At 66.7% G+C, this 14,269-nt stretch carries 14 protein-coding genes; 12 read left to right on the forward strand and 2 right to left on the reverse strand.

What is annotated here, in order from left to right:
• Positions 1–136 precede the first annotated feature (136 nt).
• Complete coding sequence (gene gatB, locus ORI27_RS08900) at positions 137–1,648, forward strand: Asp-tRNA(Asn)/Glu-tRNA(Gln) amidotransferase subunit GatB (RefSeq protein ID WP_265996378.1); 1,512 nt, start codon at positions 137–139, stop codon at positions 1,646–1,648.
• Between the two features lie 89 nt (positions 1,649–1,737).
• Here gatB and ORI27_RS08905 read toward each other — a convergent pair whose 3' ends face one another.
• The gene (locus tag ORI27_RS08905; protein WP_265996633.1) at positions 1,738–2,307 is read right to left on the reverse strand and encodes an HAD family hydrolase; all 570 of its coding nucleotides are present in this window, start codon (positions 2,305–2,307) and stop codon (positions 1,738–1,740) included.
• A 221-nt stretch (positions 2,308–2,528) separates the two neighbouring features.
• Here ORI27_RS08905 and ORI27_RS08910 point away from each other — a divergent pair, with 221 nt between their 5' ends.
• Together ORI27_RS08910 and ORI27_RS08915 are read left to right on the forward strand one after the other, a co-directional pair.
• On the forward strand, positions 2,529–3,179 hold the full coding sequence (locus ORI27_RS08910) for a response regulator (RefSeq protein WP_265996379.1): 651 nt from the start codon (positions 2,529–2,531) through the stop codon (positions 3,177–3,179).
• Positions 3,176–4,384: a GAF domain-containing sensor histidine kinase gene (locus ORI27_RS08915; RefSeq protein WP_265996380.1), complete on the forward strand. Its 1,209-nt coding sequence runs from the start codon at positions 3,176–3,178 to the stop codon at positions 4,382–4,384. The genes ORI27_RS08910 and ORI27_RS08915 overlap by 4 nt, the downstream gene beginning before the upstream one ends.
• A 73-nt stretch (positions 4,385–4,457) precedes the next feature.
• On the opposite strand, the gene ORI27_RS08920 is transcribed toward ORI27_RS08915, so the two are convergent.
• Positions 4,458–5,519, reverse strand: a complete 1,062-nt coding sequence (locus tag ORI27_RS08920; RefSeq protein ID WP_265996381.1) for an AraC family transcriptional regulator — start codon at positions 5,517–5,519, stop codon at positions 4,458–4,460.
• A 205-nt stretch (positions 5,520–5,724) separates the two neighbouring features.
• Here ORI27_RS08920 and ORI27_RS08925 point away from each other — a divergent pair, with 205 nt between their 5' ends.
• The 9 genes from ORI27_RS08925 to ORI27_RS08965 all read left to right on the forward strand — a co-directional run bounded on the left by ORI27_RS08925 (position 5,725) and on the right by ORI27_RS08965 (position 14,257).
• A complete protein-coding gene (locus ORI27_RS08925) occupies positions 5,725–6,258 on the forward strand; it encodes a DUF1641 domain-containing protein (protein ID WP_265996382.1) in 534 nt (177 codons plus the stop codon).
• Between the two features lie 90 nt (positions 6,259–6,348).
• Positions 6,349–7,320: an NADH-quinone oxidoreductase subunit B family protein gene (locus ORI27_RS08930; protein ID WP_265996383.1), complete on the forward strand. Its 972-nt coding sequence runs from the start codon at positions 6,349–6,351 to the stop codon at positions 7,318–7,320.
• 54 nt (positions 7,321–7,374) lie between these two features.
• On the forward strand, positions 7,375–8,982 hold the full coding sequence (locus tag ORI27_RS08935) for a nickel-dependent hydrogenase large subunit (RefSeq protein WP_265996384.1): 1,608 nt from the start codon (positions 7,375–7,377) through the stop codon (positions 8,980–8,982).
• 104 nt (positions 8,983–9,086) lie between these two features.
• Entirely contained in the window at positions 9,087–9,848 is a 762-nt protein-coding gene (locus ORI27_RS08940; protein ID WP_407666266.1) for a hydrogenase maturation protease, read from the forward strand.
• 5 nt (positions 9,849–9,853) lie between these two features.
• Entirely contained in the window at positions 9,854–10,099 is a 246-nt protein-coding gene (locus ORI27_RS08945; protein WP_265996387.1) for a hypothetical protein, read from the forward strand.
• Positions 10,100–10,121: 22 nt separating this feature from the next.
• Positions 10,122–11,372 carry a tetratricopeptide repeat protein gene (locus tag ORI27_RS08950; protein WP_407666267.1) on the forward strand — a complete coding sequence of 417 codons (1,251 nt, stop codon included), beginning with the start codon at positions 10,122–10,124 and terminating at the stop codon, positions 11,370–11,372.
• Positions 11,356–12,246, forward strand: a complete 891-nt coding sequence (locus ORI27_RS08955; RefSeq protein ID WP_265996389.1) for a NifU family protein — start codon at positions 11,356–11,358, stop codon at positions 12,244–12,246. The genes ORI27_RS08950 and ORI27_RS08955 overlap by 17 nt, the downstream gene beginning before the upstream one ends.
• Entirely contained in the window at positions 12,243–13,424 is a 1,182-nt protein-coding gene (locus tag ORI27_RS08960) for an NHL repeat-containing protein (protein WP_265996390.1), read from the forward strand. Before ORI27_RS08955 ends, ORI27_RS08960 begins: the two co-directional genes overlap by 4 nt.
• Entirely contained in the window at positions 13,421–14,257 is an 837-nt protein-coding gene (locus ORI27_RS08965; RefSeq protein ID WP_265996391.1) for a hypothetical protein, read from the forward strand. The genes ORI27_RS08960 and ORI27_RS08965 overlap by 4 nt, the downstream gene beginning before the upstream one ends.
• Positions 14,258–14,269: the final 12 nt, after the last annotated feature.

Raw genomic sequence — 14,269 nt, forward strand, 5'->3', positions numbered from 1 at the left:
ACACCCCTTCATGGTTGACCCCGCCCGTCTGCGACGCAAGCACCTCACCAGGCCGAACACCACGGCCAAATTTTCATCCTCCACCACCGGGCGCAGCCCCCCAGACAGCTGTTCGGCAGGAAACTAGAATCGCCGTATGACCGCTGCAGCCCAGGCCGACCTGCTTGATTACGACGATGTCGTCGCCCGCTTCGACCCGGTGCTCGGCTTGGAGGTGCACGTCGAGCTGTCGACGGCGACCAAGATGTTCTGCCCGTGTTCGACGACCTTCGGGGCCGATCCCAACACCCAGGTGTGTCCGGTGTGCCTCGGCCTGCCGGGCGCGCTGCCGGTGCTCAACGAGGCCGCCGTCGAGTCGGCCATCCGGATCGGCCTGGCGCTGAACTGCGAGATCGTGCCGTGGTGCCGCTTCGCCCGCAAGAACTACTTCTATCCGGACATGCCCAAGAACTACCAGATCTCGCAGTACGACGAGCCGATCGCGATCAACGGCTACCTCGATGTGCCCCTGGACGACGGCAGCACGTTCCGCGTCGAGATCGAGCGGGCGCACATGGAGGAGGACACCGGCAAGGCCACCCATATCGGCAGCGCGACGGGCCGCATTCACGGCGCGACGATGTCGCTGCTGGACTTCAACCGTGCCGGGGTACCGCTGATCGAGATCGTCACCAAGCCGATCGAAGGTGCCGGGGAGCGCGCCCCGGAGGTCGCCCGCGCCTATGTGACCGCGCTGCGCGATCTGCTGCGCACGCTCGGCGTCTCCGATGTGCGGATGGACCAGGGCTCGCTGCGTTGTGACGCCAACGCATCGCTGCGGCCTCATGGACAAGTCGAGTTCGGCACCCGCACCGAGACCAAGAACGTCAACTCGCTGAAGAGTGTCGAGGTTGCGGTCCGCTACGAAATGCGCCGCCAGGCAGCAATTCTCGTCGGGGGTGGCAAGATCCACCAGGAGACCCGGCATTTCCACGAGGACGGCTACACCTCACCCGGTCGCGACAAGGAGACCGCCGAGGACTACCGGTACTTCCCGGAGCCCGATCTGGAACCGGTGGCGCCGAGCGCGGAGCTGGTGGCGCGGTTACGCACCACCATCCCCGAGCTTCCGTGGTTGTCGCGCAAGCGAATTCAGCAGGACTGGGGGATCTCCGACGAAGTGATGCGTGACCTGGTCAACGCCGGCGCGATCGATCTGGTGGCCGCCACCGTCGAGGCGGGCGCCGCCAGCGAGGCCGCCCGGGCGTGGTGGGGGAACTTCCTGGTGCAGAAGGCCAATGAAAGTGGGCGAGTGGTGTCCGATTTGGCAATCACGCCGGCTCAGGTCGCCGCGGTGATCGCTCTGGTCGACGAGGGCAAGCTGTCGAACAAGCTGGCCCGGCAGGTCATCGAGGGCGTGCTGGCCGGCGAGGGTGAGCCCGAGCAGGTGATGAGCGATCGCGGCCTGGCGCTCGTCCGCGACGACTCACTGATCCAGTCCGCCGTCGACGAGGCCCTGGCCGCCAACCCCGACATCGCCGAGAAGATCCGCGGCGGCAAGGTGCAAGCGGCCGGCGCGATCGTGGGCGCGGTGATGAAGGCGACCAAGGGGCAAGCCGACGCCGCGAGGGTGCGGGAACTCGTCATGGCCGCGTGCGGGCAGGGCTGAGTACCTGAACGCGTCCAGTCAGACCTGAGAGCGATGTTGAGCGACGAGTCTTCGCTCTGTGTTCTGCCTCGTTGCGGGTGAACGCGCGGCTACGCGCTGAGCCGGGACCGGTTGATCCACCACTGTTCGTGCAGCCGCCGACAGCGGCCGGCTGACAACGGTTCGGCGCAGTCGTACCGATCCAGGACGGCCGCCGCGCCGACGAAGTCCAGGGTGCGAGTGCCCAGGGTGGTGACGACGATCGTTGCCAGCCCCACCGATCGCGCCGTGTGGAACCCGGCCGTGGAGTGCTCCACGGCCATCGCGGCGTCCGGCCTGACGCCCAGCTCGTACAGCGCCCGCTGGTAGACCTCCGGATCGGGTTTGGGGCGCACCACGTCGTCGCTGGTGATCATCACCTCGACCACGCCGTCCCCGATGAGTTCCCGCACCAGCGGCTCGATTCGCTGGCGTGGGGCGGCCGCGGTGATGCCGACCCGGATGTCGCCGCAATGCAGGCTCCAGATCAGGTCCCGGAACATGTGGGCGTCGCGTTCGGTGGCCGCCAGCGGGGCGTCGAAGTCGAAAATGACGGCTTCGAGCACGGGGGCGTCAGCGTAGGCGCAGCGTGCGCGATCCCACCAGAAGGATCGACCCGGGCTGATCGTGTCCATGTGCATCGTGGCCACGTGCGAAGTATCACCCGGCCGATCAGCCGTGGGCATCCCCCGATCAGGGGAGACGAGGGTGGAGCCCTCGCCTGCGTTCAACCGTCGACCCGGCCGCGTCGTTGTGCGATTGTGCGTGTAATCATCTGTGGCCGTGGTGTTTACGCGGGATTGACAGGTGTCGAATGGGATTGTGGTCCGATCAGCCCGGTTGCGGCATTACGGTGAAGCTCATGATGGTGCGGGTGGTGCTGGTCGACGACCACGAAATGGTCATCGAGGGCCTCAAGGCGATGCTTGCGCCGTTCTCCGATCGCGTCGAGGTGGTGGGGGAGGCGGTCGGAGCGGAGAAGGCCATGTCCGTTATCGCCGACCTCAAGCCGGACATCGTATTGTGCGACGTGCGGATGCAGGGTGCCAGCGGACTTGATCTGTGTCGCGAGATCCGGGAGCGCGACCCGGCCCGGAAGGTCATCCTGTTGTCGGTCTACGACGACGAGCAGTACCTGTTCCAGGCTATGCGGGTCGGGGCGTCGGGATACCTGCTCAAGGGCATCAGCAGCGATGAACTCGTGCGCCAGTTGGAGGGGGTCCACGCCGGTTCGACGGCGATCGACGCCGGCCTTGCCGCCCGTGCGGCGGAGACCGCGGCGCGGCTGCAGAGTGATCAATTCTGGCCGGGCGCCCGGCACGGTCTCACCCAGCGGGAAAGTGAGATCTTGTCGCTGGTGGTGACCGGCCTGTCGAACCGGGGCATTGCCGCCAAGCTGGTGATCGGGGAGGAGACGGTCAAGACGCACCTCAGTTCCATCTATCGCAAGCTCGGCGTGAGCGACCGTACGAGTGCCGCCGCAACCGCCCTGCGGGAAGGCATCTTTCAATGAATCGATCGAAGGGTGTCAGCCCACACGCCGTGCACGGACTCGTCGACGCCGACCGGGAAGTCGCCCTGCTGCTCGACATCATCGCCGCGACGTCGACCGGCCCGGGTGTCGAGCCGATGGCTGCCGCTGTCGCGCGGATGATCACCGCGGCAACCGCGTCCGACGTGTGCTTCGTGCACGTCCTCGACGACACCGACCAGTCGTTGACGTTGGCCGGTGCCACACCGCCGTTCGACGAACAGGTCGGCCTCATCCGGATGCCGTTGGGATCCGGGGTGTCCGGTTGGGTGGCCAGTCATCGCCAGCCGGTGGTCATCGTCAGCGACAAGGAGGCTGATCCGCGATACGTGCCGATTGCGGCGTTGCGCGGCCGGGACTTCGCCTCGATGGCGTCGGTACCGATGGAGACCGAGCCGGGTGGCCTGGTGGGTGTGCTCAACGTGCACACCATCGAGCGACGAGATTTCACGCCACGCGACATCGAACTCCTGCTGGTCATCGGCCGGCTCATCGCCGGCGCGTTGCATCAGGCCCGGCTGCACCGTCAGCTTTCCGCCCGCGAACGCGCACACGAGGACTTCGCCGAGCAGGTGATCGCCGCGCAGGAGAGCGAGCGCCGCCGCCTCGCCGGGGACATCCACGACGGGATCTCTCAGCGGTTGGTCGGCTTGACCTACCGGCTCGACGCCGCCGCCCGCGCGGTCGACGACGCCGACCAGGCCTCAGCCGCCGTGCAGCTTGAAAAAGCCCGGGACCTGGTGGATCTCACGTTGGCCGAGGCGAGGTCTGCGATCAGTGGCTTGCGTCCGCCGGTCCTCGACGACCTCGGCCTGGCCGGTGGCCTGGCCAGCTTGGCCACGTCGATCCCGGAAGTGGATCTCGAGCTCGATCTCGTGGACAAGCGACTGCCCGAGCACATCGAGGTGGCGTTGTATCGGATTGCGCAGGAGGGACTTCAGAACGTTGTCAAGCACTCCCGCGCGATGGTCGCCACGGTCAGGTTTGCCGTCGACGACGGCGTGGCCGCACTGGAGGTCGCCGACAACGGAGTGGGGTTCGAGTCGCTGCCGGGCACCCCGTCATCGGCCGGGTACGGCATGTTGTCGATGGCCGAACGGGCCGAACTCGTGGGTGGGACATTGACCGTCAACTCCGCCCCCGGCTCCGGCACGCGGGTCACCGTCACGATTCCGCTGGAGCCCTAACCGCCGAGATCGACGTTTTGCGGGGATCTACTCGCGATTGTTCGGCGGTTTGTCGGTTTGGGCGAGAGGTGGTTCAGCGCCGCAGGGTTTCCGAGGGCGTCTCACCCCAGCGCTTGCGGTACTCCACGGCGAAGTTGCCCAGGTGGTGAAAGCCCCAGCGCTCGGCGACGTGGGTCACCGTGACTCCGTCGGAGAGCAGGGCGTCGGTGAGTTCTTCATGGACACGTTCCAGCCGGCGTTCGCGGACGAAACTCATCGGGCTCACACCGAGTTCTTCGCGGAACCCCTGCTGGATCGAGCGCACGCTCATGTGTACGGCCTTGGCGACGGCATCCATCGTGATCCGCTCGGCCAAGTGGTCGTCGATATAGTTCATCGCGTTCCGCACCACCGCTCGGCGCTGGTCGGCGGGTGGCGGCGCGAGGAATTCTTCGTGGTAATTCGATGGCTGCAGGTTCAGCAGGCTGCTGATGACGAAGTCCTCCACCGCACCGATGCCCTGGCCGCGTTGGATCAGCGATCCCTCGTGGAACACCTCGGTATGGATCAGCTGCACGGCCGAATGCCAGCGCATCGCCGCCTCGGTGGCCATGTTGAAATCCGGTTCGAAGATCAATGGCCGGTCCAGGCGACGGCCGAGCAGCCGGGTCAGGTGTGCGGCCAACGCCCGTTCCTCGATGCGGATGATCAGCTGGGGGGAGTCGTGGTCGAATGTCATCCGCAGGGACGCGCCGGGGCTGCTGACCACCGACCGGATGGTGTTGGCCTCGAAGGTGCGGCCACGGTGTTCGACGAGCGCACGCCCGTTCATCGGCATGTGCACCGAATACTGTGGCCCCAGCATGGGGATCTCCACGGTAGAAGCGACGTGCAAGTCGAGGTAGAGCAGGCTCACGTTGCGCAGCCGCACACCGTGCATGGTGGCCGCGAAACCAGGCGCCTCGTCGGCTCCGACCGTCAGGTGCAGCGGGCCCAGGGTCTTGGCGATCAACCTCGAGGCGGTCTTGGTGTCCTCGGTGTAGAAGATCTCGTTGTTTGCCAGAGCGGGCGGAACGCCGCGCGACCGCACCTTGCGGCGAACCGGATTGCTCGTCCGGCGGACATCGATGTAACCGAGCCTGGCGAGCCGGGACATCAGTGTCGACCATCGGCGACGTGCAAGGATAGGCCAACCGACCGGGAGTGGGTCACGCTCCGCACGCCAGCCTCCCCACGATCGAGCGCGCCTCAGCGCGGGTAATTGTTCGCAATTTTGACAGCCGCTGCGTGAAAGCGATAGGCAGACGGGCTCCATAAGACTACTTTTGTGACTGAGGCCACATTTGCCAGGGAGGGTGTGCATGACGGCTAACGGGCAGACGGTAGCGGCAACTCCCCTGGATACGGTCCGGGATCGGCTCGATGACCCTCAGGTCGCGGCGGCGCTGAACACCTTGCTCGATCACGCCGACGTGCTGGCAGTCCTCGTCAGTGGCTTGGATGGACTCGTCCGCCGCGGTGACGTCATCGCCGACTCCATGTCCGCGACGATCACCGAGTTCCGGGGAGCCGCGCCCGGCGCAATCCCCGGTGCCGACACCCTCAAGGCCGTCGACCTGCAAAGCCTGGCCGCGAGTCTGGCGACCCTGTCCGGCGCGATGGTCTCCGCGACGCCGGCGCTGAGCACCCTGCTGTCCTCCAAGCTCACCGACCCCGCGGCGGCGGAGGTGTTGGCGCAGCTGGGCGACGCCCTCGTCGAGGGTCAGTCCGGCGCGGACCGCCCGCCGAAGGGACTCTACGGCTTGTTCAAGGCGGCCAAGGACCCCGACGTAGTCCGCGGTCTCGGCTTCCTGCTGCAGGTGGCCAAGTCCTTCGGCCGCCGGGTGGGCCGGTAGTGCCCCCCGCCTGCTTGACGCAACGTCACACAGTCGTTTCAGCCCAACCGATTTCGGCCGCGCCCTCGGCCGTGTGAGAGGAGTTCATCCATGGCTTCCGTCTTGTGGTTTCAGGGAGGGGCATGCAGTGGCAACACGATGTCGTTCCTCAACGCCGAGGAACCCAACGTCGTCGACCTGATCGTCGATTTCGGTCTGGATCTGATCTGGCACCCGTCGCTGGGCCTGGAGCTGGGCGCGAACGCGCAGAAGGTTTTCTGGGATTGCGCCAAGGGTGAACGCCCGCTGGACATCTTCGTCTTCGAGGGCAGCGTCATCGAAGCGCCCAATGGCACCGGACGGATGGACATGTTCGCCGACCGGCCGATGAAAGACTGGGTCACCGACCTGGCCGGCGCGGCACAGATCGTCGTCGCGATCGGTGACTGCGCCTGCTGGGGCGGTATTCCCGCGATGGAACCCAATCCGTCGGCGTCGACCGGTCTGCAATTCCACAAGCGGGACAAGGGTGGATTCCTCGGGCCGGACTTCCGCTCCAAGATGGGACTGCCTGTCATCAACATCCCCGGCTGTCCGGCGCACCCGGACTGGATCACCCAGATCATCGTCGCGCTGGCCACCGGCCGAGCGGGCGACATCGCGCTCGACGAGTTGCACCGGCCGGAGACGTTCTTCAAGACCTTCACCCAAACCGGTTGCACCCGTGTGCAGTTCTTCGAGTACAAGCAGTCGACGATGTCCTTCGGCGAGGGCACGCGTACCGGTTGCCTGTTCTACGAGTTCGGCTGCCGCGGCCCGATGACGCACTCGCCGTGCAACCGCATCCTGTGGAACCGGCAGTCCTCGAAGACGCGCGCGGGCATGCCCTGCATCGGCTGCACCGAGCCGGAGTTCCCGCACTTCGACCTGGCGCCGGGAACGCTGTTCAAGACTCAGAAGGTCGGCGGAGTGATCCCCAAGGAAGTGCCGGAGGGATCCGACCACCTGACGTACATGGCTCACGCGGCGGCGGCACGCATCGCCGCACCGCAGTGGTCGAAGGAAGACATGTTCGTGGTCTAGCCACGCCGAAATCACCAAATCCGCTTCAGCCCAAATCTTTTGGAGGACCTTCTCATGACCGCACTCGACATCCACGTCAGCCCGTTGGGCCGGGTCGAGGGTGACCTGGATGTCCGGGTCACCGTCGACAACGGTGTTGTCACCTCGGCTTGGACCGAAGCCGCCATGTTCCGCGGCTTCGAGATCATCCTGCGGGGTAAGGACCCGCAGTCGGGCCTGGTCGTGTGCCCCCGCATCTGCGGTATCTGCGGCGGCAGTCACCTGTACAAGTCCGCGTACGCACTGGACACCGCGTGGCGCACGCACATGCCACCGAATGCCACACTGATCCGCAACATCGCGCAGGCCTGCGAAACGCTGCAATCGATTCCGCGCTATTTCTATGCGCTGTTCGCCATCGACCTGACCAACAAGAACTACGCCAAGTCGACGATGTACGACGAGGCGGTGCGCCGCTTCGCCCCGTACGTCGGCACCAGCTACCAGAAGGGTGTGGTGCTGTCGAACAAGCCGGTCGAGGTTTATGCGATCTTCGGTGGTCAGTGGCCGCACTCGAGTTTCATGGTGCCCGGCGGCGTGATGTCGGCTCCCACGCTGTCTGATGTGACACGCTCGATCGCAATCCTCGAGCACTGGAAGGACAACTGGCTGGAGTCCGACTGGCTGGGCTGCAGCGTCGATCGCTGGCTGGAGAACAAGACCTGGGAAGACGTACTGGCCTGGGTGGACGAGAACGAGTCGCAGTACAACAGCGATTGCGGTTTCTTCATCCGCTACTGCCTCGACATCGGGCTGGACAAGTACGGCCAGGGGGTGGGCAACTACATCTCCACCGGCACCTACTTCGACCCCACGTTGTACGAAAACCCCACCATCGACGGCCGCAACGCCGCACTGATCGGTCGCGGCGGTGTCTACGCCAAGGGGCAGTGGTACGACTTCGATCAGGCCAACGTCCGCGAGGACGTCACCCACTCGTTCTATGAGGGCAGCACGCCACTGCATCCGTTCGACGGTGAGACCATCCCGATCGATCCCCAGGAGGGAAAGAAACAGGGCAAGTACAGCTGGGCGAAATCGCCTCGATACGTGGTCGGCGACCTCGGTGCCATCCCGCTGGAGACTGGTCCGCTGGCGCGCCGGGTGGCGGCCGCCGGCCCGAATGCCGCACCGCACCAGGACAATGACCCGTTGTTCAACGACATCCTCACCAAGATCGGCCCGAGCGTGATGGTGCGTCAGTTGGCCCGCATGCACGAGGGCCCGAAGTACTACAAGTGGGTTAGGGGTTGGCTCGATCAGCTCGACCTCAAGGAGAGCTTCTACAGCAAGCCCACCGAGTACGCCCAGGGTAAGGGTTTCGGTGCCACCGAGGCGGCCCGCGGCGCGCTGGCCGACTGGATCGTCATCGAGGACAACAAGATCAAGAACTATCAGGTGGTGACTCCGACGGCCTGGAACATCGGTCCGCGCGATGGATCCGATGTTCTGGGTCCGATGGAGAAGGCCCTGGTCGGCTCGCCGATCGTGGATCCGGAGGATCCCGTCGAGCTCGGCCACGTGGCACGCAGCTTCGACTCCTGTCTGGTGTGCACCGTGCATGCCTACGACGGCAAGACCGGCAAGGAGCTGTCGAAGTTCGTCATAAACGGAATGGTGTGATCCCGGCGATCGAGCCTGGGGCACACGACTCCCGCAGCAACCCAGGCGGTTCCGATGCCGGCCCCCCTTCGCCGGATATCGGGCCGCCTGGGTGTGCGGTCTTGGTGGTGGGATGCGGCAACCTGCTGCGCGGCGACGACGGTGTCGGGCCGGTTCTGGTCCGGCACCTGTGGGAGCGCGGCGTGCCCGCCGGGGCACGGCTGGTCGACGGTGGCACCGCGGGCATGGACGTCGCCTTCCAGATGCGCGGCGCCGAGCGCGTCGTCATCGTCGATGCATCCGCCACCGGCGCCGATCCCGGCACGATCTACCGGGTCCCGGCCGACGAGCTGGCCGACCTGCCCCCGTTGGAGGGCCTGCACACCCACTCGTTCCGGTGGGATCATGCGATTGCGTTCGCCCGCTGGGCGCTGGCCGACGCCTGCCCGAGCGACATCACGGTGTTCCTGATCGAGGCGGCCGGCGTCGAGCTGGGTGCTGACCTCTCCGCGCCGGCGCAGGCCGCGATGGAACAGGTGATCGATCTCGTCGAACGCGACTATCTGGGTCCGCTCCGGCCGGATGTCGGCGACGACATCTCGGTGAGCTTCACCGACGACGGGTATGTGCGGCTCGATGCGGCGCTGGCGGCCAGCCGGTTTCCGTCGGATGCGGTGGCCGCGATGGTGCGTGAGGACGACCTGTGGCTCATCCCGCTGCGCGGCCCGCGTAGCGGAGGCCTGCTGCTCAAACAGCGCAACCCCGCCGGGGATCGGTCGCTGCTGGTCCGCGAGGTGCTCGCGGACCGCCCCGTGACCGGCGTCCATCAGGCATTCTGGGACGATGCACAACACGCCTTGCGGATTCCGCTGGGGTCGGACCGGTGATCGTCATGTGTGACGAATCACGGCCCAAGACCTCCGTCCGCAAGGACAGTTCGACCGACGAGGCATTGGACGTGCAGACCGTCGTGGTGGAGGAGCGCGGCCGGTGGGCCGTGGACATCGTCGTGGTGTTCGCCGACGGTGTGGTGCGCAAGCGTATCGACACTCACAACAGCAAGGCCCGCGCCGAGTTGTCGGCCCGATTGATCAAACGCGCCGCCGAGCGCGATATCCGCGGACCCATCCACGGATGAGGGGAGAGATGCCGTGACCGCACTGGCCAACACCGAATCGGTGGATACCGACGTCCTCGCGGTTCGGCCGCAGCCGCTGGGCGCATTCCCACTTCCGCTGGGCTACATGCTGATTCCGGCGTCTCCGGACACCGAAGAGGCGCGTACGGCGCTGCTCGCCGGGAACGTCGTGCAGTGGCCGGAGGCGCTGCGCGCACACCAGCTGGCTCTGGCCGGAGACCGTGACGGTGCGCTGGCGCTGTTGTCTGGTGATGATCCCGTCAGCCGATACAACCGGTTCGTGATGGACCCAGACTCCGCCGATCCTGACGAATTGCGCTCGCTTCTGGGTGAATTCGGTGTGTTGGTCGATGTCGTGCTGTTCGCCGTCGGTCGGTGCGACACTCCGCCGCCGCTGGGATCGGCCCGCGCCGAGCTCGCCGCGCTGGTGCTGTCGGCACAGGCCAGCCGGGCGTTCCAGGATGGGGAGGCAGCGGAGGCCGTCGCACTTCTCGACCGTGCCGCCGACGAAGCCGCGGCCGTGTCGTCTCCACTTCGAGGCGTACTACTCGGTGCGTCGGCGTCGATCGCCGTCGACTCCGCCGACGCGGTGCGCCGGTTCGAGGCGGCGCTCAAAGCACTCGAGGGCGCCGACGGGCTGCGCGTCTCTCGCGCCGAATTGCATCTGCAGCTGGCCGGCCTGCTGCACGAGCAGGCGCCGGAACGGCCCGAGCTGCTGGCGGCCGTTGTGCCGCACTACCATTCGGCGCTGCAGCTGGTTCTACGGGAGGAGGCTCCACTGCTGTGGGCCTCGGCGCACGCCAACCTGGCGACCGCGTACTTGACGATGCCGATGACGGAGGCCTCCGGTCAGCTGAGGCTGGGCATTGCGGCGCAGTCGTTGCGGTCGGCGCTGAAGGTGTACACCCGCGACGACTATCCCGAGCAGTGGGCCAGTGTGCAGTTGAATCTCGCCAACTCGCTGGTCTACACCCCATCGAAACACCAGGCCGACAACCTGGTGGAAGCGGTCGAGCTCTACGAGGCCGTCCTGGATGCCCGCGACCGTGACAGCGACCCGATGGGCCGGGCCAGGGTGCTGGCCAACCAGGGCAACGTGCTGGCTCATCTTGGCGCTTTCGACCAGGCGAAAGCCAAACTGTACGAAGCCCGGTTCCTGTTCGAGGAACTCGGCGACGACGACTCGGTGCGCACCGTGCGCGGCGTGCTCGACGAGATCGCCCGGCAGACCACGCTGGGCCGGACGGATGGCAGCGATGTCGACAACCACTGAAAGGCCGATCACCGTGCCGAGTTTCGAGGAACTCGCCAAACGTGTCGACGACGCCGTGGCCGCGCTGGACGGTCTGGACCCTGCCGCCCGGGAGGTGGCCGAAGAGCTCAAGTCGGCGATCGAGGCGATCCACCGCGCCGGGTTGGTGACGATGGTGCGCCGGATGCGCGCCGATGACGCCGCCCGGGAGGCGCTGTTCGATCTGGTGGACGATCCAGGCGTCCATCTGCTGCTGTCACTGCACGGGATCGTGCGGCCCGACCCGGTCACGCACGCCAACCAGGTGCTGGTCTCGGTCCGACCGCAATTGAACAGCCACGGCGGCGATGTGACGCTGGTGCGGGTGGAGGACGGCACGGCGTTCGTCCGCCTGGAAGGTGCCTGTAACGGCTGTTCGATGTCATCGGTGACATTGCGGAATCTCGTCGAAGAGGCCTTGGTGCAGGGAGTTCCGGCGATATCGGCCGTGGAGGTGTTGCCGAACGAGCCGACACCCACGTTGATCCCGGTTGAGGCGCTGCGGATCGGGCGCGATCCGGCCAGCGAGGGTTGGGTCGAGGTCGGGCCGGCGTCGGACGTGGTCGTCGACGATCTGTCGCCGCTGAGCCTCACGACGACCACCGGCGAGCACGCCGAGATCATCGTCGTCAATGCCGGCCAGCGACTGTCGGCGTATCGCAACGAATGTGCGCACGAAGCACTGCCGTTGAACAACGCGGTGCTGGACCTGGGCAGCAACACCCTGACCTGTCCGTGGCACGGCTTCTGTTACGACGCGACGTCGGGGGAGTGCCTCAGCGCACCGGGCGCCCAGCTGGAGCAGCTTCCGCTGCGCGTTGACGACGGTGTCGTCTGGGTCCGCGTCGGCAGATGAGCCGCTACACCGTCCGTCACAACATCAGCGGAGTCGGTACTCGCCCGGATGTCAGGCCGGATATCGACCTCACCGACGGCTGGTCACCGAGCAGGTGGCTGGGTGCGCCCGCGCCGGGCGGTTTGGCGCTTCCGCCGGCGAAACCCTCCATGGCGTGGATGTATTCACCCCGCGGGGTGTTCCTCGGCGATCAACAGGTGGTGGTGGCCGACTCCGGCAACCATCGTGTGCTGATCTGGCACGGGATGCCCGACCGCGATGAGCAGCCCGCCGATGTCGTCCTCGGCCAACCTGACGGCGAGTCGGAAGGCCGCGCGGCCGGTGGCCGGGGTCCGGAGCGCGGGATGAATCTCCCGACCGGGGTGCTGGTCCACGACGGTCGGTTGATCGTCGCGGACGCCTGGCACCACCGGATCCTGGTGTGGAACACCGTGCCGCAAGCCAACGATGTGGCGCCCGATCTCGTGCTGGGCCAGCCGGATGCCAGCTCGGTCACCGAGAACCGGGGCGGTGAATGCTCGGCGTCGACGCTGTACTGGCCGTTCGGTATCGCCGTCATCGGCTCGGCCTTCTGGGTCGCCGACACCGGCAATCGTCGGGTCCTCGGGTGGCGCAACGGTCTTCCCGAACCCGATCAGCCCGCCGACGTCGTGCTCGGCCAGCCCGATGCCGCCGCGCGTGAGGAAAACCGTGGCGGTGCCGTCGGGCCGGCCAGCTTCCGCTGGCCCCACGACATCACCGGCCACGAAAACCTGCTGCTGATCGCCGACGCCGGCGATCACCGCCTGCTCGGGTGGTCGCCCCCGCCGGACGCCGACCGCGCCGCCGACTCGGTGCTCGGCCAGCCCGACTTCACCAGCGCACTCGAATGGCCCTATGGGCCGCATACCTGCGACCGCTTCCGCTTCCCCTACTCGGCGAGTCTCGACAACGAACGGCTGGCGGTCGCCGACACCGCCAATAACCGAATCCTGTTGTGGGACGGCATACCGACCGACGGGCGCGGCGCGGATCATGTTCTGGCGCAACCCGACTTCGGCTCCAACGGCGAGAATCGCTGGACCTCGGTGCAGCGCGACACGCTGTGCTGGCCATACGGACTGTCGCTGCGCGGTGACACGATGGCCGTCGCCGACTCGGGCAACAATCGAGTGATGATCTGGCGGCGGGAGCCGTGAGGCCTCGAATCGTCCAGGCCGACGACCAGATCGGCTTCTACTGGGCAACGCCGGCGGGTGACCCCACCTCGTTGCAGGCACTGGTGGCCGTGGACGACGAGCCGGACCGACTGGTGGCGACCCATCTCGAAGCGCTCGACGATGCGCTGATCATCGCCGCGGGCCGGTTCGGCGAGGTTCTCGGTGGTGGCCGGTCACCCCAGGGCAGCGACGAGCGGGACAGCCTGGCGGAGTTGTATCGCACTCTGGACCGGCTGTGCTTCGAATACGCCGCGGCACTCGAACACGCCGGCTTGTCCGCCGATCTGCGAGCCGGGAAGATCATCGGGACGGCGGCGTTGTTCTCGATCCGGGCGCGTCTGCCGCTGGGTCTGCTTGGTCCGGCGCCGTTCGACGGTGAACTCGACGACCCGTCGATCGGTGTCATCGGCGGGTTCGGCGAATTCCACCAGGTCGACCCGGACAAGCCGTGGAAGGGCGGCCGTTGGGTGGTGCGCACCGAAGCGGGCCAGCGGTTTCCGCTGACCTTGGCGATGATGTTCTTCGACAGCTCGGGGGTGAACAAGGATGCGGCCCGCAAGGAGCATCGCGACGCCCTGCAGGCGGTGGTGTCCGCGGCGCGGGCACCGGACGCCGATCCGCTGGCGGTGACCTGTGCGGTGGACTGGCTGCTCTACGACTGGCTGATGGCGCATCGGGAGAACCCCGACAGTGCCGAGATCGTCTTTCCCAAGGGCTATGAAACTGACGCTGCCCTGGTGGTTTCCGCCGCGGCCGCGTCGGTGGCCGCCCGGGCGACCTTCGATCCCGGCTTGGTGGGTCTGATCGCCTGAGTATTGCCAGTG

Source organism: Mycobacterium pinniadriaticum, assembly GCF_026242045.1.
Classification (GTDB): Bacteria; Actinomycetota; Actinomycetes; order Mycobacteriales; family Mycobacteriaceae; genus Mycobacterium; species Mycobacterium pinniadriaticum.

Coding starts and splice junctions, on each gene's coding strand:
- ORI27_RS08905 (WP_265996633.1), bottom strand. CDS start 2,307: ATGCACATGGACACGATCAGCCCGGGTCGATCCTTCTGGTGGGATCGC.
- ORI27_RS08955 (WP_265996389.1), top strand. CDS start 11,356: ATGTCGACAACCACTGAAAGGCCGATCACCGTGCCGAGTTTCGAGGAA.
- ORI27_RS08915 (WP_265996380.1), top strand. CDS start 3,176: ATGAATCGATCGAAGGGTGTCAGCCCACACGCCGTGCACGGACTCGTC.
- gatB (WP_265996378.1), top strand. CDS start 137: ATGACCGCTGCAGCCCAGGCCGACCTGCTTGATTACGACGATGTCGTC.
- ORI27_RS08930 (WP_265996383.1), top strand. CDS start 6,349: ATGGCTTCCGTCTTGTGGTTTCAGGGAGGGGCATGCAGTGGCAACACG.
- ORI27_RS08910 (WP_265996379.1), top strand. CDS start 2,529: ATGATGGTGCGGGTGGTGCTGGTCGACGACCACGAAATGGTCATCGAG.
- ORI27_RS08945 (WP_265996387.1), top strand. CDS start 9,854: ATGTGTGACGAATCACGGCCCAAGACCTCCGTCCGCAAGGACAGTTCG.
- ORI27_RS08960 (WP_265996390.1), top strand. CDS start 12,243: ATGAGCCGCTACACCGTCCGTCACAACATCAGCGGAGTCGGTACTCGC.
- ORI27_RS08920 (WP_265996381.1), bottom strand. CDS start 5,519: ATGTCCCGGCTCGCCAGGCTCGGTTACATCGATGTCCGCCGGACGAGC.
- ORI27_RS08935 (WP_265996384.1), top strand. CDS start 7,375: ATGACCGCACTCGACATCCACGTCAGCCCGTTGGGCCGGGTCGAGGGT.
- ORI27_RS08925 (WP_265996382.1), top strand. CDS start 5,725: ATGACGGCTAACGGGCAGACGGTAGCGGCAACTCCCCTGGATACGGTC.